Origin of the sequence: Azospirillum sp. HJ39 (assembly GCF_041507355.1) — a bacterium.
GTDB lineage: Bacteria > Pseudomonadota > Alphaproteobacteria > Azospirillales > Azospirillaceae > Azospirillum > Azospirillum thiophilum.
Map to the genome: position 1 here is coordinate 202,886 of NZ_CP167909.1, position 18,130 is coordinate 221,015.

At 70.7% G+C, this 18,130-nt stretch carries 18 protein-coding genes; 16 read left to right on the plus strand and 2 right to left on the minus strand.

Annotated features, from left to right (window positions below; genetic code table 11):
• Positions 1-43: 43 nt before the first annotated feature.
• From ABMY26_RS08375 to ABMY26_RS08415, 9 genes are all read left to right on the plus strand, one after another.
• A complete protein-coding gene (locus tag ABMY26_RS08375) occupies positions 44-925 on the plus strand; it encodes a universal stress protein (protein ID WP_372395821.1) in 882 nt (293 codons plus the stop codon).
• A gap of 114 nt (positions 926-1,039) precedes the next feature.
• Entirely contained in the window at positions 1,040-1,522 is a 483-nt protein-coding gene (locus ABMY26_RS08380) for a PTS sugar transporter subunit IIA (RefSeq protein WP_372395822.1), read from the plus strand.
• Between the two features lie 88 nt (positions 1,523-1,610).
• A complete protein-coding gene (locus tag ABMY26_RS08385; protein WP_372395823.1) occupies positions 1,611-4,562 on the plus strand; it encodes a monovalent cation/H+ antiporter subunit A in 2,952 nt (983 codons plus the stop codon).
• Complete coding sequence (locus ABMY26_RS08390; RefSeq protein WP_372395824.1) at positions 4,562-4,906, plus strand: Na+/H+ antiporter subunit C; 345 nt, start codon at positions 4,562-4,564, stop codon at positions 4,904-4,906. The genes ABMY26_RS08385 and ABMY26_RS08390 overlap by 1 nt, the downstream gene beginning before the upstream one ends.
• On the plus strand, positions 4,903-6,516 hold the full coding sequence (locus tag ABMY26_RS08395) for a monovalent cation/H+ antiporter subunit D (protein WP_372395825.1): 1,614 nt from the start codon (positions 4,903-4,905) through the stop codon (positions 6,514-6,516). The genes ABMY26_RS08390 and ABMY26_RS08395 overlap by 4 nt, the downstream gene beginning before the upstream one ends.
• The gene (locus ABMY26_RS08400) at positions 6,513-7,001 is read left to right on the plus strand and encodes a Na+/H+ antiporter subunit E (protein ID WP_372395826.1); all 489 of its coding nucleotides are present in this window, start codon (positions 6,513-6,515) and stop codon (positions 6,999-7,001) included. Before ABMY26_RS08395 ends, ABMY26_RS08400 begins: the two co-directional genes overlap by 4 nt.
• Positions 6,998-7,279, plus strand: a complete 282-nt coding sequence (locus ABMY26_RS08405; RefSeq protein ID WP_372395827.1) for a K+/H+ antiporter subunit F — start codon at positions 6,998-7,000, stop codon at positions 7,277-7,279. The genes ABMY26_RS08400 and ABMY26_RS08405 overlap by 4 nt, the downstream gene beginning before the upstream one ends.
• Positions 7,276-7,626 (plus strand): monovalent cation/H(+) antiporter subunit G, encoded by a 351-nt coding sequence (gene mnhG, locus ABMY26_RS08410; protein ID WP_045585821.1) that lies wholly within the window; start codon positions 7,276-7,278, stop codon positions 7,624-7,626. The genes ABMY26_RS08405 and mnhG overlap by 4 nt, the downstream gene beginning before the upstream one ends.
• A gap of 90 nt (positions 7,627-7,716) precedes the next feature.
• Positions 7,717-8,847 carry a hypothetical protein gene (locus ABMY26_RS08415; protein WP_372395828.1) on the plus strand — a complete coding sequence of 377 codons (1,131 nt, stop codon included), beginning with the start codon at positions 7,717-7,719 and terminating at the stop codon, positions 8,845-8,847.
• A gap of 28 nt (positions 8,848-8,875) precedes the next feature.
• On the opposite strand, the gene ABMY26_RS08420 is transcribed toward ABMY26_RS08415, so the two are convergent.
• Positions 8,876-9,361, minus strand: coding sequence for an Lrp/AsnC family transcriptional regulator (locus tag ABMY26_RS08420; protein ID WP_372395829.1), 486 nt, complete (start codon positions 9,359-9,361; stop codon positions 8,876-8,878).
• Positions 9,362-9,487: 126 nt separating this feature from the next.
• Between ABMY26_RS08420 and ABMY26_RS08425 the strand changes: the two genes are divergently transcribed.
• Entirely contained in the window at positions 9,488-10,381 is an 894-nt protein-coding gene (locus ABMY26_RS08425) for a DMT family transporter (RefSeq protein WP_372395830.1), read from the plus strand.
• A gap of 36 nt (positions 10,382-10,417) precedes the next feature.
• Here the strand turns inward: ABMY26_RS08425 and ABMY26_RS08430 are convergent, their stop codons facing one another.
• On the minus strand, positions 10,418-11,890 hold the full coding sequence (locus ABMY26_RS08430; RefSeq protein WP_372395831.1) for a PLP-dependent aminotransferase family protein: 1,473 nt from the start codon (positions 11,888-11,890) through the stop codon (positions 10,418-10,420).
• Positions 11,891-12,179: 289 nt separating this feature from the next.
• On the opposite strand from ABMY26_RS08430, the gene tauA reads away from it, so the two are divergent.
• The 6 genes from tauA (at position 12,180) to ABMY26_RS08460 (ending at position 17,985) form a co-directional block, all read left to right on the plus strand.
• Positions 12,180-13,187, plus strand: a complete 1,008-nt coding sequence (gene tauA, locus ABMY26_RS08435; RefSeq protein WP_372395832.1) for a taurine ABC transporter substrate-binding protein — start codon at positions 12,180-12,182, stop codon at positions 13,185-13,187.
• 72 nt (positions 13,188-13,259) lie between these two features.
• Positions 13,260-14,051: a taurine ABC transporter ATP-binding subunit gene (gene tauB, locus ABMY26_RS08440; RefSeq protein WP_372395833.1), complete on the plus strand. Its 792-nt coding sequence runs from the start codon at positions 13,260-13,262 to the stop codon at positions 14,049-14,051.
• The gene (locus ABMY26_RS08445) at positions 14,048-14,917 is read left to right on the plus strand and encodes an ABC transporter permease subunit (protein WP_372395834.1); all 870 of its coding nucleotides are present in this window, start codon (positions 14,048-14,050) and stop codon (positions 14,915-14,917) included. Before tauB ends, ABMY26_RS08445 begins: the two co-directional genes overlap by 4 nt.
• Before the next feature lie 57 nt (positions 14,918-14,974).
• The gene (locus ABMY26_RS08450) at positions 14,975-15,727 is read left to right on the plus strand and encodes a TSUP family transporter (RefSeq protein WP_372395835.1); all 753 of its coding nucleotides are present in this window, start codon (positions 14,975-14,977) and stop codon (positions 15,725-15,727) included.
• 14 nt (positions 15,728-15,741) lie between these two features.
• Positions 15,742-16,527, plus strand: coding sequence for an SDR family NAD(P)-dependent oxidoreductase (locus ABMY26_RS08455; RefSeq protein WP_372395836.1), 786 nt, complete (start codon positions 15,742-15,744; stop codon positions 16,525-16,527).
• 60 nt (positions 16,528-16,587) lie between these two features.
• Positions 16,588-17,985: an aspartate aminotransferase family protein gene (locus tag ABMY26_RS08460; protein WP_372395837.1), complete on the plus strand. Its 1,398-nt coding sequence runs from the start codon at positions 16,588-16,590 to the stop codon at positions 17,983-17,985.
• The last annotated feature ends 145 nt before the right edge of the window (positions 17,986-18,130 follow it).

Consider the following 18,130-nt stretch of genomic DNA (forward strand, 5'->3'; position numbering starts at 1 on the left):
GACGGGCGGATCCGGACGCAGACAAGGGGAGGGGAAAGGGGCGATGGCAACTCTGCGGCGCATTCTGCTGGCAACCGACCTCGAACCGAAATCGGATCGCGCCCTGGAGCGCGCCGTGCAGCTCGCCGTCCGGTTCGGGGCCGAACTGACGGCGCTGCATGTCGTCGACAGGACCGGCGCCGCGGGCGGCCCCTACGGCCACCTGCCGCTGCATCATGTCGAGGCGGAGCTGCACCGCCACATCCTCGCCGTGCCCGGCGGGGCCGGGATCCGCGCCCATGCCGTCGCGGTGCGCGGCGAGGCGGTCGAGCATCGCGTCGCCGGCTATGCCGGACTGTGGCGGCCCGACCTGCTGGTGGTCGGGCTGCACCAGCGCGACCGGGTGGCAGACCTGTTCCTGTCCTCCACCGTCGAACGCATCGCCGTCGCCGACGGCACGCCGATGCTGATCGTGCGCGACAAGCCGCTGCAGCCCTATCTGCGCGCGCTGGTGCCGGTGGATTTCTCCGACCGCTCGCGGCTGTCGCTGGACGGCGTGCGGATGCTGGTGCCGGAGGGCGACATCCATCTCCTGCATGTCCTCGACGTGCCGGCCAGCGCCGTCCGGGACGGGACGGAGCTGGACCCGGCGGACTTCGCCGGGGAATTCGGCGAATTGCTCGCCGGGACGGGCGGTGCGCCCCCCGTCATCGGCGAGCCGGCCGTCGGGATGGTCGTGCGCGCCGGCCCGCCCGGCCGGCAGATCGTCGGGCTGGCGCGCGAGGGGCGTTACGATCTGGTCGCCATGGGCTCGGCCCGGCGCGGCGGCCTCTCCCGCGCCCTGCTGGGCAGCACGGCGTCGGAGGCGATCGACCTCCTGCCCTGCGACGTGCTGATCGGCGGAACACCGTCCGGACTCGATCCGTTCCGCTGTCCAGGAAAGTAGCCATGGCCGGCGGAAACCTCCTGTACCATCGTGAGCGCTCCGGCGCCCCGGACGGCGGGGACGGTGGCCGGTATCCGGTGCCGGCATCGATCATTGGCCACAATGGAGACGGGCATGGCCATTTCTGAGTACTTCTCCGCGGCCGACGTCATCCTCGACGCCGGCCCGGGCAACAAGGCGACCCTGCTCGACCTGCTGGCGTCGGAGGCGGCGGCCCGCAACGGCCAGTCCAGGCAGGAGATCCTGGACGCCCTCCGGGCGCGCGAGCAGATCGGCTCAACGGCGCTGGGCAAGGGCGTGGCGCTTCCCCACACCGAGCTCCAGGACATGGACACGCCGCTGGTGCTGTTCGCCAGGCTCCAGCGCCCCATCGATTTCGACGCCCGCGACGACGAGCCGGTCGACCTCGTCTTCCTGGCCCTGTGGCCGGCATCGAACCGCAAGGGGCTGCTGTCCGCCATGTCGGAGATCTGCAGGGCGCTGCGCGACCCGCAGGCCCCCCGCAAGCTGCGCGCCGCCAAGACGGCCGAGGACGCGGTCCAGATCCTGCTCAAGGCGATGGCGTCCGAAACCGGCCCGTGCGACGGCCCGCTCTAGACGGCTCCCCCCAAGACGGCCCCGCCCGACGATACCGGGAGTTCGGCCTGGAAAATCAACCGGCCTGGAAAATCAACCGTAGGACTTCATGCCCGACGCCCTCCTGCTCCTGACAGCCGTTGGTCTCCCGTTCGCCGGCGCGATCGTCGCCGGGTTGTTGCCGACGCATGCGCGCAACGCGGCGGCCTGGCTGGCCGGCGGCATTGCCGTCATCGGGCTGGCGATGGTCTGGGCCGCCTACCCGACGGTCGCGGCGGGCGGCGTGGTCCGCCACAGCGTCGCCTGGATGCCGTCGCTGGGCCTGGATTTCGCGTTGCGGATGGACGGCTTCGCCTGGCTGTTCGCCGGGCTGGTGTCGGGGGTCGGAACGCTGGTGGTGGTCTATGCCCGCTATTACATGGCGGCGGAAGATCCCGTGCCGCGCTTCTTCGCCTTCCTGCTCGCCTTCATGGGGTCGATGACCGGGGTGGTGCTCTCCGGCAACCTGATCCAGCTCGCCTTCTTCTGGGAGCTGACCAGCCTCTTCTCCTTCCTGCTGATCGGCTACTGGCACCACACCGCGGCGGCGCGGGACGGCGCCCGCATGGCCCTGACCGTCACAGCGACGGGCGGCCTCTGCCTGTTCGCCGGCATGCTGGTGCTGGGACACATCGCCGGCAGCTACGACCTCGACATCGTGCTGGCGGCGGGCGACCAAATCCGGGCGCATCCGCTCTACCTGCCGGCGCTGGTGCTGATCCTGCTGGGCGCCCTGACCAAGAGCGCGCAGTTCCCGTTCCATTTCTGGCTGCCGCACGCGATGGCGGCGCCGACCCCGGTATCCGCCTACCTGCATTCGGCGACGCTGGTGAAGGCCGGCGTCTTCCTGATGGCGCGGCTCTGGCCGGTGCTGGCGGGAACCGAGGCGTGGTTCTGGATCGTCGGCTCGGCCGGGCTCGCCACGCTGCTGCTCGGCGCCTACATCGCCATCTTCCAGCACGACCTGAAGGGGTTGCTGGCCTATTCGACCATCAGCCATCTGGGGCTGATCACCCTGCTGCTCGGGCTGAACAGCGAGCTGGCGATGGTCGCGGCGATCTTCCACATCATCAACCACGCGACCTTCAAGGCCTCGCTGTTCATGGCCGCCGGCATCATCGACCACGAGACCGGGACCCGCGACATCCGGCGCCTGTCTGGGCTGAACCGCTTCATGCCCTTCACCGCCAGACTCGCCATGGTCGCCGCGGCGGCGATGGCCGGCGTGCCGCTGCTCAACGGCTTCCTGTCGAAGGAGATGTTCTTCGCCGAGGCGCTGTCGGTCAAGGGGCCGCTACCGGTCTTCTTCGACATCCTGCCGATCGCCGCGACGGTGGCGAGCGCCTTCAGCGTCGCCTATTCGCTGCGCTTCATCCATGGCGCCTTCTTCGGGCCCGACCCGGTCGACCTGCCGCAGAAGCCGCACGAGCCGCCGGCCTGGATGCGCTTCCCGGTCGAGATCCTGGTGCTGGCCTGCATCATCATCGGCGTCCTGCCGGCCGCCACCGTCGGCCCCTTCCTGGACATGGCGGCGCGGGCCGCCCTGGGGACGGCGCCGCCGGAATACAGCCTCGCGGTGTGGCACGGGGTCAACCGCCCGCTGGTGATGAGCATGACCGCGCTCGCCGCCGGGGTCGCCCTCTACCTGCTGCTCCAGCGCCATCTGGTCAAGGGGATCGAGGGGCCGCCGCTGATCCGCAGCCTGGAAGGCCGCCGCATGTTCGAGCGCACCATGGTCTTCCTGTCCTGGCGCCTCGCCCGCACGGCCGAGGGGCTGCTCGGCACCCGCCGGCTGCAGCCGCAGCTGCGGCTGGTGGTGTGCGCGGCGGTGCTGGCGGCCGGCTGGGCGGTGTGGCTGCGCGGGCTGGGACCGGGCAACCTCGTCCCCTCCGGCATCGATCCGGTGCTGGCGATGGTCTGGGTGCTGGGCGCCGCCTGCGCGCTGGGCGCCGCCTGGCAGGCCAAGTTCCACCGGCTGGCGGCGTTGATCCTGCTGGGCGCCACCGGGCTGGTCGTCTGCGTAACCTTCGTCTGGTTCTCCGCGCCCGACCTCGCGCTGACCCAGCTGCTGGTCGAGGTCGTCACCACCATCCTGCTGCTGCTGGGCCTGCGCTGGCTGCCCAAGCGGCTGGACATCCCCGGCACGCGCGGGTCGGAGGCGGTCACGCTGGGCCGCCGCCTGCGCGACCTCGGCATCTCGATCGCCGCCGGGGCCGGCATGGCCGGGCTGGCCTTCGGGGTGATGACGCGCTTTCCGCCCGAACTGCTGGCCCAGCATTTCCTGGAGCTGGCCTACAGCGAGGGCGGCGGCACCAACGTCGTCAACGTCATCCTGGTGGATTTCCGCGGCTTCGACACGATGGGCGAGATCGCCGTGCTGGCCGCGGTGGCGCTGACCGCCTATGCGCTGCTGCGCCGCTTCCGCCCGGCGACCGACAGCGTCGACGTTACCGAACAGCAGCGTGACCAGAGCGCCTTCGACGCCTCCCGGCCGAACCGCAAGGACGGCGACACCGTGGCCGACTGGCTGTTCATCCCGTCGCTGATCGCGCGGCTTCTGTTCCCGGTGATCCTGATGGTGGCGCTGTTCCTGCTGCTGCGCGGCCACGACCTGCCGGGTGGCGGCTTCGCCGCCGGGCTGACGGTGGCGATCGCCATGATCCTGCAATACATGTTCGGCGGCACCCAATGGGTGGAGACGCGGCTGCGCGTGCTGCCGATGCGCTGGATGGGGATTGGGCTGCTGCTGGCCGCCGGCACCGGGCTGGGCGCCTGGCTCTTCGGCCGCCCGTTCCTGACCAGCTATTTCGCCTATGCGGAGCTGCCGGTGCTGGGCAAGTTCCCGATGGCGAGCGCCCTCCTGTTCGACATCGGCGTGTTCGCGCTGGTGGTCGGCGCCACCATCCTGATCCTGATCGCGCTGGCCCGCCAGTCGGTGCGCGGTCACCGCGCCGCCGCCCCCCGTCCGGCCGAGATGCCGGCCATCCCCGATCCGGTGCCGACCGCCGTAGGAGACGATTGATGGAACTGATTCTCTCGCTCGGGATCGGCGTGCTGACGGGATCCGGCGTCTGGCTGCTGCTGCGGCCCCGCACCTTCCAGGTGATCGTCGGCCTCTCGCTGCTGTCCTATGCCGTCAACCTGTTCATCTTCTCGACCGGCGGACTGCGGACCGGCGCCGCGCCGATCCTGGAGGGCGGCCGGGCCGGCAACCTTGCAATGTATGCCGACCCGGTGCCGCAGGCGCTGGTGCTGACCGCCATCGTCATCGGCTTCGCCACCACGGCGCTGTTCCTCGTTCTGCTGCTGGCAGCCCGCGGCCTGACCGGGACCGACCATGTCGACGGCAAGGAGAAGCAGCGGTGAGCGGCTGGATGGACCATCTGACGATCGCGCCCATCGTCCTGCCGCTGCTGGCGGGCGCGGCGATGATGCTGATCGACGAGCGGCGGCGCACGCTGAAGGCGGCGCTCGGCATGGCGTCGGCGGTGGCTCTGCTCGGGCTCGCCATCCTGGCGCTGACGGTCGCCGACGCCGGCCCGGCCGAGGTCAGGGTCTACCGGCTGGGCGACTGGCCGGCGAATTTCGGCATCGTGCTGGTGCTGGACCGCTTCGCCGCGCTGATGCTGGTGCTGACCGGCATCCTGGGGGTGGCGGCCCTGCTGTTCGCGCTGCCGCGCTGGCAGGGGGCGGGGGCGCATTTCCATTCGCTGTTCCAGTTCCAGCTGATGGGGCTGAACGGCGCCTTCCTGACCGGCGACCTGTTCAACCTGTTCGTCTTCTTCGAGATCATGCTGGCCGCCTCCTACGGGCTGGCGCTGCACGGCTCGGGGCTGGCCCGCGTGCGCGCCGGGCTGCACTACATCGCCATCAACCTGTCGGCGTCGCTGCTGTTCCTGATCGGCGTCAGCATGATCTACGGCATCTCCGGCACCCTCAACATGGCCGACCTGGCCGGGCGGGTCGCCGGGGTGGCCGCCGAGGACCGGGCACTGCTGGAGGCGGGGGCGGCGATCCTCGGCCTCGCCTTCCTGATCAAGGCGGGGATGTGGCCGCTGGGCTTCTGGCTGCCCAACACCTATTCCACCGTCGGCGCCGCGTCGGCCGCCATCGTCTCGATCCTCAGCAAGGTCGGCATCTACGCCGTGCTGCGGCTGTGGCTGCTGGTGTTCGGCGATGCCGCCGGGGCGTCGGCCGGCTTCGGCGGCACCCTGCTGCTGGTCGGCGGGCTGCTGACCATCGGCTTCGGCTCCATCGCCGTGCTGGCAACGCAGAGCCTGCCGCGGCTGGCCGGGGCGAGCGTCCTGGTGTCGTCGGGCACGCTGCTGGCCGCCGTCGGGGCGGGACAGGCGGCGGTGACCGGCGGCGCCCTGTTCTACCTGACCAGTTCGGTCCTGGCGATCGCCGGCTTCTTCCTGCTGATCGAGCTGGTGGAGCGTGGCCGCGGCGTCGGCGCCGACGTGCTGGCGGTGACGCGCGAGGCGTTCGGCGAAGGCGACGACGAGGACACCGAAGACGACGAGGTCGGCGTCGCCATCCCGGCGACGATGGCCATCCTCGGCATGGGCTTCATGGCCAGCGCGCTGCTGCTGGCGGGCCTGCCGCCGCTGTCCGGCTTCCTCGGCAAATTCGCCATCCTGTCCCCCCTGCTGGCGACCGGACAGGACGTCCCGGTCACCACCTGGGTGCTGCTGGCGGCGCTGGTGCTGTCCGGACTGGCGACGGTCGTGGCGATGACGCGCGCCGGCATCGACGCCTTCTGGGCCTCGCCGGCCGGCGAGGTGCCGCGCGTGCGGGTGGCCGAGATCGCGCCGGTCATGCTGCTGCTCGCCCTCGGCGTCGCCCTCACGATCCAGGCCGGACCGGCGATGCGCTACATGACCGACACCGCGAATGCGCTGCATGCGCCGCGCGACTATGTCGGGGCCGTTCTGTCCACGTCCAGGGCGCCGGGAACGGCGGGAGGTGTCCGATGAGGCGGTGGCTGGCCTATCCGATGGTGACGGCGACCCTGCTGGGCGTCTGGCTGCTGCTGAACGAGAGCGTGGCGCCCGGCACGGTCATCCTGGGCGGTGTGCTGTCGCTGGGCACCGCGTTGACGCTGGGCACGCTCGACCTGCCGGGCGGCCGGTTCCGGCGCCCGCAGGCGGCGGTGTCGCTGCTGCTGGTGGTTCTGGCCGACATCGTGCGCTCGAACATCGCGGTCACCAGGATCATCCTGCGGCCGGGCCAGGGCGGGCGGGTCTCCGGCTTCGTGCGCATCCCGCTCGACCTCAGGGCGCCCTACGGGCTGGCGACGCTGGCCTGCATCATCACCGCCACCCCCGGCACGGTGTGGGTCGCCCATGACCGGACCCGCAACACCATCCTTCTCCACATCCTCGACCTCGTCGACGAGCGGGTGTGGATCGACACCATCAAGGGCAGGTACGAAAAACGGCTGATGGAGCTGTTCGAATGATCGTGAAGCTGCTGGTCTGGACGATCCTGCTGACCCAGATCCTGCTGGTGCTCGCCATGGCCTTCTCGGCGGTGCGCGTGCTGCGCGGCCCGCGCGCGCAGGACCGGGTGCTGGGGCTGGACACCCTCTACGTCACGGCGACCATGCTGCTGCTGACCTTCGGCATCCGCACCGGCAGCGTGCTGTATTTCGAGGCGGCGCTGATCATCGCATTGCTCGGTTTCGTCTCGACGGCGGCGCTGGCGAAGTTCCTCATGCGTGGAGAGGTGATCGAATGACCCATCTGGCCGAAATCCCGGCGTGGGCCGCGGTCCTGACCGCCCTGCTGCTGCTGACCGGCGCGGTGCTGACCCTGATCGGGACGGTCGGGCTGCTGCGGTTCGACAGCTTCTACCAGCGGGTCCACGCCCCGACGCTTGGCTCGACGCTGGGCATCGGCTGCGTCCTGCTCGCCTCGATGCTGTTCTTCTCGGTCCTGGAGACGCGGGCGATCCTGCACGAGGTGCTGATCACCGCGCTGATGGTCGTCACCACACCCATCACCCTGATGCTGCTGGCGCGCGCCGCACTCTACCGCGACCGCACCGAGGGCAGCGACGAGGTGCCGCCGCCGCCCTCCGACTGACCACTCCGACTGACGGCCCCGGCCCCGCTTGAAGAGCATCGCGGGCACAACCAGTTCGGTGCGCTGGGGTGGTCGGGCATCGGGACGCAGATGGCGGGCAATCGTCGGAACGCACAGGCGGAAAGCAGGGACGCCCTCGAGGGGATCCTTGAGGAGGCCCGCCGCATCGTCGCGGCCGGGGACGAGGCCGCGCTGGCGCCGTCGGCATCGCTGGCGGATCTGGCGGACGCGCTCGCCGACCGCTTCGACGAAACCTATACCGCCGAACGGATCCTCGGCATGCTCGCCCCGGCCCGCCGGCACACCCTGCAAGGCCGCCCCGCCGTGCCCGACGGGTCCGGCGGCTCCGAGGTCTGGCTGCCGGCCGATCTTCTCGACCGGCTGAAGGCCGTCGCCGACCATCCCGCGGACGCGATCCGCCTGCTGCTGGACAGCGGGCGCGGCCTGCCGGAACCGGGCAGCGAAGACCACTGCCGGCACCGCAACTGCTCCCCCCGGATCCCGCTGTCCGCCCCCGGCGGCTGGCTGTGCCAGACCTGCGGGCTAGCCGGGCAGGTCGACCTGCCGCCCAACCCGGTCGTCAGGGAGCGCCTGGCCGGCCAACGGGACCGCATCGCCGACCTGCATGCGCTCGCCGCCGGCCTCTACGAGAGCTGGGGGGCCGGCGAGCGGTTCACCGCGGCGGACGTCGCGGCGCAACGCCCGCCCGGCGGCCGGACCGACCGGGACCGCCTCAAACGCCAGCTTGCCGAGCTTGTCGAGGCCGGCCTCGTCGAGGAGGCTCCCGGCCCCCGCGGCGGCAGCGGCTACCGCACGCTCGAAGAACCGCCAGATTGGATCGCCAAGGCGATGGCCGAGCGACGCCGGCAACGGGACGCCGAGGCGCGGGTGCGCGACGAGCGTGCCTCGGCACTCCGCCGGGTGCTGGAGGACGGCCTGACCCACGTCACGGCCGGCGGGGAGGTGGTGGAGATCCTGCAGAACGACCGCGGGCTGGAACTCCGCTTCCCGGCGGCGCCGTCCTGGGAGCTGCGCGAGGAGATGAAGCGTCAGGGGCACTGCCGGTGGGATGCCCGCCGCCGCCGGTGGTGCCGCATGTCGCCGGTCGTCGCCGTCGAACCCTGGCTGGCGGCCGCGCTCGATGCCGGGGCGACGGTCGCCCCTCTCGGCACGGCCGATCCCGACGCCGAGGATTGGGAGTATGGCGACTGGCGGGAATGACGGCGCCCGCCGCCGCCGGTCGCCGGTGTCAGACGTCGACGTCGAGCGTGACCTTCACCGGATCGAGCACGACGAGCGTCTGGAAGCTGTTCACCAGCTCGTTGTCGGCGAACAGGCGGCGCGACAGGGCCTCGTAGCCCGCCATGTCGGGCGCCAGCAGGATCAGGATGAAGCTGGCCCTGCCGGTGACGAAGTAACATTGCTGCACTTCGGGCGCATCCCGGAACATCCGCTTGGCCGCATCGACGACGGGGGAGCGGTCGTTGACCGTCTGGACCTCCACCACCACCGTCACGCCCTGGCCGACGGCCACCGGATCGATGACCGCCACGTTCCGCCGGATGACGCCGTTCGCCTCCATCCTGGCGATGCGACGCTGGACGGCGGGTGCGGAGAGATGGACCGCCTCGCCGATGACGCGCTGCGGCGTGCCGTTGTCCTTCTGCAGGAGGCGCAGGATCGCGCGGTCCTGGTCGTCGAGCTGGTCCGGCGATGGAGCGGTTCTTGATCGCATCGGCGTTTTCACGCAAGAATGGTGCAAAGGATGACCGAAACTTAAGCGCTCCGCACGGCCCGGTCACATTATCTTTGCGCCTCTACGCTTCCAGGGGCCGGGACGGCCCAAAGCCGGAGCCAGCGCGTGGCGAACACATCCATCAAGCCCCCCTCCCCCGCCGTGCCGGAGTCCGCGGCGCTGCCGCTGCTGCTCCTGCTGGCCTCGCTGTTGTCGCAATATGTCGGGGCGGCGTCGGCGAAGTCGCTGTTCCCATTGATCGGGGCGGAGGGGGTCACGGCCCTGCGGGTCGGCCTGTCGGCCCTGATGCTGGCGGCGATCTGGCGGCCATGGCGCAACCGGCCCGGACGCGGGGACCTGCGCAACCTGCTGGTCTACGGCACGACGCTTGGGGCGATGAACCTGTCCATCTACCGGGCAATGGAACTGATTCCGATCGGGATCGCCATCGCCATCGAGGTGACGGGACCGCTGGCGGTGGCGCTGCTTGGCTCCCGCCGGCTGAAGGATTTTTTGTGGATCGCCTGCGCCGCCGCCGGGCTGGCCCTGCTGTTGCCGGTGAAGGCCGCCGGTGCGCCGCTCGACCCGGTGGGGGTGGCGTATGCCGGGGCGGCGGCGCTGTGCTGGGCGCTCTACATCGTGTTCGGGAAGCGCGCCTCCTCGCTGCCCGGCGGGCAGGCGGTGGCCTGGGGCATGCTGGTCGCCGCCACCTTCACGGTCCCGCTGGGGGTCGCGCATGCGGGCGGGGCGCTGCTGGCGACCGGCGTGCTGCTCAGCGGATTTGCGGTCGCAGCCCTGTCGAGCATGCTGCCCTATTCGCTGGAGATGGTGGCGCTCCGCCGCCTGCCCGGCCATGTGTTCGGCCTCGCCGTCAGCGCCTCGCCCGCCGTCGCCGCGCTGATCGGCTTCGCCATGCTGGGCGAGCGGCTGGGCTGGGTCCAGTGGGCGGCCATCGGGCTCATCGTCTGCGCCTCGGCAGGCAGCGCGCTGGGCAAGGCCGGCGGCGCCGGCAAGGCATGATGCGGCGGGCCGCGGCGGCACCTTCCCACCATCGCCTCAGCAGGCCCGGCCATCCTGCACCAGCGCCGCAAGCCGCCGCAGTCCCGGCTCGATCCGGTGGGTCGCGATCGAGGTGAAGCCGAGACGGAAGTGGCGCTGCCCCTCGGCCGGGTCGAGGAAGAAGATGTCGCCGGCCTCGACCAGCACCCCCTGCGCACGCGCGGCGTGGACGAGCTCGCGGCTGTCGAGGCCGGGCGGCCCCTCGATCCAGAAGCTCTTGGCGCCGAAATCGCGGCGGAACCGGCAGCCGGGCAGCAGCTCCGGCAGCAGGTCGGCGATCAGCCCGGCCCGCTCCTGCAGGACGGTGGCGGTGCGGCGCAGATGCTGGCGGTAATGGCCCAGCTGGATGAAGGTGGCGAGGCTGCGCTGGTTGTTGGTCGGCGGGTGGCGCAGCATCAGGCGACGCAGGACGCGCAGCTCGTCGATCACCGGCTTGGGCGCCACGACGTAGCCGATGCGCAGGCCGGGCGCCAGGATCTTGGAGAAGCTGCCGGTGTAGATCACGCAATCCGCCCGGTCGAGGCTCTTCAGACAGGGCAGGTCGGCGTCGCCCTCCACCGACAGGTCTGATTCGTAATCGTCCTCGACCAGCACGACGCCGTGGCGGGACGCGGCCTCCAGCAGCTCGCGCCGCCGGCCGATCGGCATGACGGCGGTGGTCGGGCATTGGTGGCCGACCGTGACGAAGGCGACCCGCCGGCCGGCGAACACCGCGTCCGGCACCACGCCATGACGGTCGCAGGTCAGCGCCCGCATGTCCGTGGTCGCCATGCCGACCATGTGGCGCATGTCGGGATAGCCCGGATTCTCGATGCCGACCGGGGTGTCGCGCCCGACCAGCAGCTGGACCAGCATCGACAGCGCATGCTGCGAGCCGATGGTGACGATGATCTCCCCCGGACCGGCGAAGATGCCGCGCCGGGGTAGGACCTTGTGGCGCAGCTGCTCCAGCAGGTCGGGATCGTCGTCGTCGATCATGTCGCGCGCCCAGCGGGTGATCTCCTGCACGCTGGAGGCGGCCTTCACGCTCTCCCGCCATGGGTTGGTCGGGAACAGGCTGGGGTCGAACTGCCCGAACAGGAAAGGATAGGGATAATCCATCCAGTCGCGCGGCTTGGTGATCTGCGGCATCAGCGACGGGCGGATGGCGAAGCGCGCTGCCCAGCCGCAAGCCTTCCCGTCCCTGGCCTTTTCCGCCGGTCTGTCCTGGGACGACGCCACGTAGACGCCGCTGCGCTCGCGCGAGACGAGGAAGCCGTCGTCGATCAGCAGCTGATAGGCCGCGTTGACGGTGTTGCGCGAGATGCCCAGCGCCTCGGAAAGGCTGCGGCTGGACGGCACCCGCGTATCGGGGACCAGCATGCCGGTCTCGATGGCCTCGGCGATGATGCCGCGAACCCGCAGGCTGAGCCCCTGGTGGTCGCGCTCCATGCCGCCGAAGAGGAGCCGCCAGGCGGTGTCGATCTGCATGGTGCCAGCCGTCCTTCATCATGGGCTTCCTGCCGGGGTATGCGAAAGCAAGAAGGGTGCCGGCCGGCGCAGGGCTGGATCCGGGCCGCCATCGCCGCTGCGGCGTCCATCCGACGGGCGTTTGCCCAATCGGACGGCACATGGCGCAGGATATGGCAGCGGATTGGGCGCCGGAATGGCGCAGGACCAGCCGGCTCCGCAAAGCGGGAGGATCTGGACCTTTCGGCAGGGGGATCGCTGGGTCCTAATGGCCGCATCGGAACGAACGGCCTCGACGGAGCCCACCGCCATGACCTTCAGCAAGAGCTTGCTCGCCACCGCTTTCATCGCTTTCGGCGCGCTGATCGGGGCCTCCGCCCCGGCCGTGGCCGCGGAGAAGACCGTCACCTTCGCCTATCAGGACATGATGACCCCCATCCGCGTGCTGATGGAAAGCGGGGAGCTGGAGAAGAAGACCGGCTACACGGTGAAGTGGGTCAAGTTCGGCGGCGGCGGCGACGTCATCCGCGCCATGTCGTCGGGCAACGTGGATGTGGGCGAGGCCGGGTCCTCCCCCATCGCCGCCGCCGCGTCGCAGGGGCTGCCGATCTCGCTGTTCTGGATCCTCGACGACATCGCCAACGCCGAGCAGCTGGTCGTCCGCAACGGCAGCGGCATCAAGTCCATCGCCGACCTGAAGGGCAAGACGGTCGCCGTGCCCTTCGTCTCGACCTCGCACTACCAGCTGATGTACGCGCTGCAGGAGGCCGGGCTGTCGGGCAAGGACGTCAAGCTGCTGAACATGCGCCCGCCGGAGATCGCCGCCGCCTGGGAACGCGGCGACATCGACGCGACCTTCATCTGGGCGCCGGTGCTGACCGCCGCCAAGAAGAACGGCACCGTCATCGCCAGCGCCGGCGATTTCGCCAAGAAGGGCAAGGCGACCTTCGACGGCATCGTCGCGACCAAGTCCTTCATGGCCGCCAACCCCGACTTCATGACCGGCTTCGTCAAGCTGCTGGCCGCCGCCGACGCCGACTACGCGAAGACCGGCGCCTCCTGGACCGCGGCGTCGCCGCAGGTGGCCGCCGTCGCCAAATGGACCGGCGCCGCCCCGGCCGACGTGCCGGAGGGGCTGGCGGCCTACCGCTTCCCGACGCTGGAGGAGCAGGCGTCCAAGGAGTGGCTGGGCGGCGGTGCCGCCGAGGCGCTGAAATCGACCGCCGAGTTCCTGAAGAGCCAGGGCCGCGTCACCGAGCTGGCCCCCGACTACAGCCAGTTCGTGACCGCCGACGTGGTCAAGGCGGCGGCCAAGTAACGGCGGCCCAGCAACGGGGGCGGCCCCCCGACGGGCCCGCCCTTCGGATCCTCTCACATCGGGAAGCCCGGCATGCTCGAAGTCCGCAATGTCAGCGTCCAGTATGGCGGCGGCGAAAGCGGCACCGTCGCCCTCTCCTGGGTCAACCTGACCATCGAACCGGGAGAATTCGTGGTGGCGCTCGGCGCGTCGGGCTGCGGCAAGACGACCCTGCTGTCCTGCATCGCCGGATTCCTGCCGCCGACGGACGGGGACATCCTGCTCGACGGCAAGCCGGTCGCCGGGCCGGGGGCGGATCGCGGCGTGGTGTTCCAGCGCCACGCCCTGATGCCCTGGCTGAGCGTGGCCGACAATGTCGCCTTCGGCCTGAAGATGCAGGGCATGGCCAAGGCCGAGCGGACGCGGCGCGCCCGCAGCATGCTGGAGCTGGTCGGGCTGGACGCCTTCGCCGACAAGAGGATCTACGAGCTGTCGGGCGGCATGCAGCAGCGCGTCGGCATCGCCCGCGCGCTGGCCGCCGACCCGCGCATGCTGCTGATGGACGAACCGCTGGGCGCGCTCGACGCCTTCACCCGCGAACAGATCCAGGAGCTGATCCTGCGGGTGTGGGCCGAGACGCGGAAGATGGCCTTCTTCATCACCCACGAGGTCGAGGAGGCGATCTTCCTCGCCACCAAGCTGATCATCATGACCCCGCGCCCCGGCCGGATCGCCCAGGAAATCCCGCTGGACTTCAGCCGGCGCTTCCTGGCCGGGCAGGATGCGCGGTCGGTCAAATCCTCCCCCGACTTCATCGCCATGCGCGAACGGGTGCTGGGCTTCATCCACGACCGCAACGACGCCGTTACAGGAGAGGCCGCATGAAGCCGACCGCCACGGAACGGGCCAAGACGGCCGACAGCCTCGCGGGGGTTCCGACCGGGCTGGTGCCGCTCGGCCGGCTGCGCCGCCGCATGCAGGGCTTCCGGTCGCAGCCGGCGCTGATCAGCCTCGCGGCCATCCTGGCGGCGCTGGCGCTGTGGGCGGCGCTGACCGGCCAAGGGGTGGTGAAGCCGCTGTTCCTGCCCAAGATCGGCACGGTGTTCCAGGCCTTCCTCGACGCGGTGGACGGGCGGATCGACGGCGCGCCGCTGACCGAGCATATCGCCGTGAGCCTGCTGCGCGTCGTCGGCGCCTTCCTGCTCGCCGCGCTGATCGGCATCCCGGTCGGGCTCGCCACGGGGCTCAGCACCAGCCTGCGCGCAGCGCTCGATCCCTTCATCGAATTCTACCGGCCGCTGCCGCCGCTGGCCTATCTGCCGCTGGTCATCATCTGGTTCGGCATCGGCGAGACGTCGAAGGTGCTGCTGATCTTCTTCGCCTGCTTCGCACCGGTGGCGCTGGCCGCCCGGGCCGGCGTGTCGGCGGCGGCGGCCGATCAGGTCAACGCCGCCCGGGCGCTCGGCGCCAGCCGCTGGCAGGTGGTGGTCCATGTGGTGCTGCCGGCGGCCCTGCCCGACATCCTCGTCGGCCTGCGCATCGGCATGGGGGTGGGCTGGACGACGCTGGTCGCCGCCGAGATGGTCGCCGCCTCCACCGGCATCGGCCAGATGGTGCTGAACGCCTCCAACTTCCTGCGCACCGACATCGTGCTGATGGGAATCTTCGTGATCGGCTTCTTCGCCACGCTGTTCGAATTCGGCATGCGCTGGCTGGAACGCCGTCTGGTGCCCTGGAAGGGCAAGGTCTGAAATCGTCGCCCTGGAAGGGCAAGGTCTGAGGGTTTCTCCAGGAAGGTCATGTCCGCCATGTCGATGCTCCTCTTCGGGGGCGTGACCTTCCTCGCCGCGGCCTTCCGCGGGGTGACGGGGTTCGGCTACGCCCTGATCGCGGCGCTGGGGCTGCTGTTCCTGCCCTCCCCCGCCGCCGGTGTCCCCTTCATCCTGGTCAGCGACCTGCTGCTGACCTGTTTCCTGCTGCTGGACCGCGAACAGGCGGCGGTGGATTGGGCGGTGGCGCGGCTCCTGCTGGCGATGGGCTTCGCCGGGGCGCTGTGCGGCAGCGTGGTCGCCGCCAGCCTCGACGACGGCACCTCGCGGGTGCTGGTCGCGGTCACGGTCTTCGGCGCCGCCTGCGTCGCCCTGGTGCGGGAGCCGCCGCCCTGGCTGCGGCACCGGGCCATCGGGGCGGGCATCGCCTTCGTCGTCGGCGTCCTGCTGGCCGCCTTCGCCGTCGGCGGGCCGCTGATCGCCGCATGGCTGCTGGCCGGCGGCCGCGACCGGCGGACCATCAAGGGCACGCTGGCGGTGTTCTTCGGCGCGGTCGACGCGCTGAGCCTCGCCGGCCGTGCTATGGTCGGGGCCATCGACCCCGGCGTCGTCGGCCTCTTGGCGGCCTTCACGGCCCCCACCCTCGCCGGCTTCCTTGCCGGCCGCCTGCTGGCCGCGCGGCTCAGCTTCGACGGCTGGCGGCGGCTGGCGTCCGGGGGCCTGGTCGCCGTCGCGGTGGCGGGACTCGTCCAGACCGTCTACACGCTGGGCCGCAGCTTCAATCCGTCGTGAGGAAAGAGAACACCATGTCGAACATCGCCCCCAAGACGGCCGCCAAGACGGCTATCGTCACCGGCGCCACCTCCGGCTTCGGCGACGCCATCGCCCGGCGGCTGGCCGCGGAGGGCTGGCGCATCGTCGCCACCGGCCGGCGCCGCGACCGGCTCGACGCCCTGGTCGAATCGCTGGGCGGGCCGTCGGTGGCCCACCCGCTCTGCTTCGACATCCGCGACGAGGCGGCGACGCGCGACGCGCTGGCCTCGCTGCCGGAGAAGTTCAGCGGCATCTCCGTCCTGGTCAACAATGCCGGGCTGGCGCTGGGCACCGGGCCGGCGCAGGACTGCGACCTGGAGCAGTGGCGGGCGATGATCGACACCAACGTCACCGGGCTGGTGACGATCACCCGGCTTCTGCTGGACCGGCTGATCGCGCAGCGCGGGCTGATCGTCAACCTCGCCTCGGTCGCCTCCAACTGGCCCTATCCGGGCGGCAACGTCTATGGCGGCACCAAGGCCTTCGTGCAGCAGTTCTCGCTCGGGCTGCGCTGCGACCTCTCGGCACAGGGCGTGCGCGTGACCTCGATCGAGCCGGGTTTGTCGGAAAGCGAATTCACCCTGGTGCGCACCGGCGGCGACAAGGCCGCCTATGACGCGCTCTATGCCGGCGCCAACCCGCTCCAGCCCGAGGACATCGCCGAGACGGTGCGCTGGGTGGTGTCGCTGCCGCCGCACGTCAACATCAACAGCGTCGAGATCATGCCGGTCAGCCAGTCCTGGGCGCCGTTCAGGATCCACCGCGAAACGCCTGCCTAAGGCGGCAGGCCCCCTTCCCACCCGGGGCCCCGCCCCGGGCCCCACCCGAGGAGATGACCGATGGATGACGTCCTTCGGAACGACCTGTCACGCGTCAACGACATCCGCCACGTCATCGAGGCCGACCGCGCCCATGTCTGGCACCATCTGACCCAGCACAAGGGCTTCGAGACCAGCGATCCCCGCATCTTCGTCGAAGGCAAGGGGATGCGGGTGTGGGACGCCGCCGGGCGGGAGTATCTGGACGCGGTGTCGGGCGGGGTGTGGACGGTCAATGTCGGCTATGGCCGGACCAGCATCGCCGACGCGGTGCGCGACCAGCTGGTCAAGCTGAACTATTTCGCCAACTCCGCCGGTTCGGTCGCCGGCGCCCGCTTCGCCGAGAAGCTGATCTCCAAGATGCCGGGGATGAGCCGCATCTATTATTCCAACTCCGGATCCGAGGCGAACGAGAAGGTGTTCAAGATGGTGCGCCAGATCGCGCACCGGCACCATGGCGGCGCCAAGTCCAAGATCCTCTACCGCGAGCGCGATTATCACGGCACCACGCTCGGCACGCTGGCGGCGGCCGGGCAGGCGCAGCGCCGCGCCCAGTTCGGCCCCTTCCCCGACGGCTTCGTCGAGGTGCCGCACTGCCTGGAATACCGCAGCCAGTACGGCACGGTGGAGAATTACGGCGAGCTGGCCGCCGACGCGATCGAGGCGGTCATCCTGCGCGAGGGGCCGGACAGCGTCGGCGCGCTGTGCCTGGAGCCGATCACCGCCGGCGGCGGCGTCATCACCCCGCCCAAGGGCTATTGGGAGCGTGTGCAGGACATCTGCCGGCGCCACGAGGTGCTGCTGCACATCGACGAGGTGGTCTGCGGCGTCGGGCGCACCGGCGAGTGGTTCGGCTACCAGCATTACGGCGTGCAGCCCGACTTCGTCACCATGGCGAAGGGGGTGGCGTCGGGCTATGCCGCCATCTCCTGCACCGCAACGACCGAGCGGATCTTCGAGCTGTTCAAGGACGACCCGGCCGACCCGATGTCGTTCTTCCGCGACATCTCGACCTTCGGCGGCTGCACCGCCGGCCCGGCCGCCGGGCTGGAGAACATCCGAATCATCGAGGACGAGGGGCTGCTCGCCAACACCAGGGCGATGGGCGAGCGGCTGCTCTCCGGCCTGTGGGAGCTGGCGGAGCGTCACCGCGCCGTCGGCGACGTCCGCGGCAAGGGGCTGTTCTGCGGCGTGGAGCTGGTGCAGGACCGCGCCAGCAAGGAGGCGGCCGACGAGAAGCTGGTGCAGGCGGTGGTCGCCGACTGCATGGCGAACGGCGTCATCATCGGCGCCACCAACCGCTCGCTGCCGGGGCTGAACAACACGCTGTGCCTCAGCCCGGCGCTGATCGCCACCGCCGACGACATCGACCGCATCGTCCTGGCCATCGACGGCGCGCTGACCCGCGTCTTCCACTGAGAGTATCGAGCATAAAGCCTGACAGATCAGGCTTTATGCTCGCCCTCAAACGGCGGGCGCGGCCGTCCGGCCGCTTGCCTTCGCAGGCATGTGCCTGCGGGGCCGCGGTCGCGGCCCTTACCGTCGAGCCGCCGTCCGGCTTCAC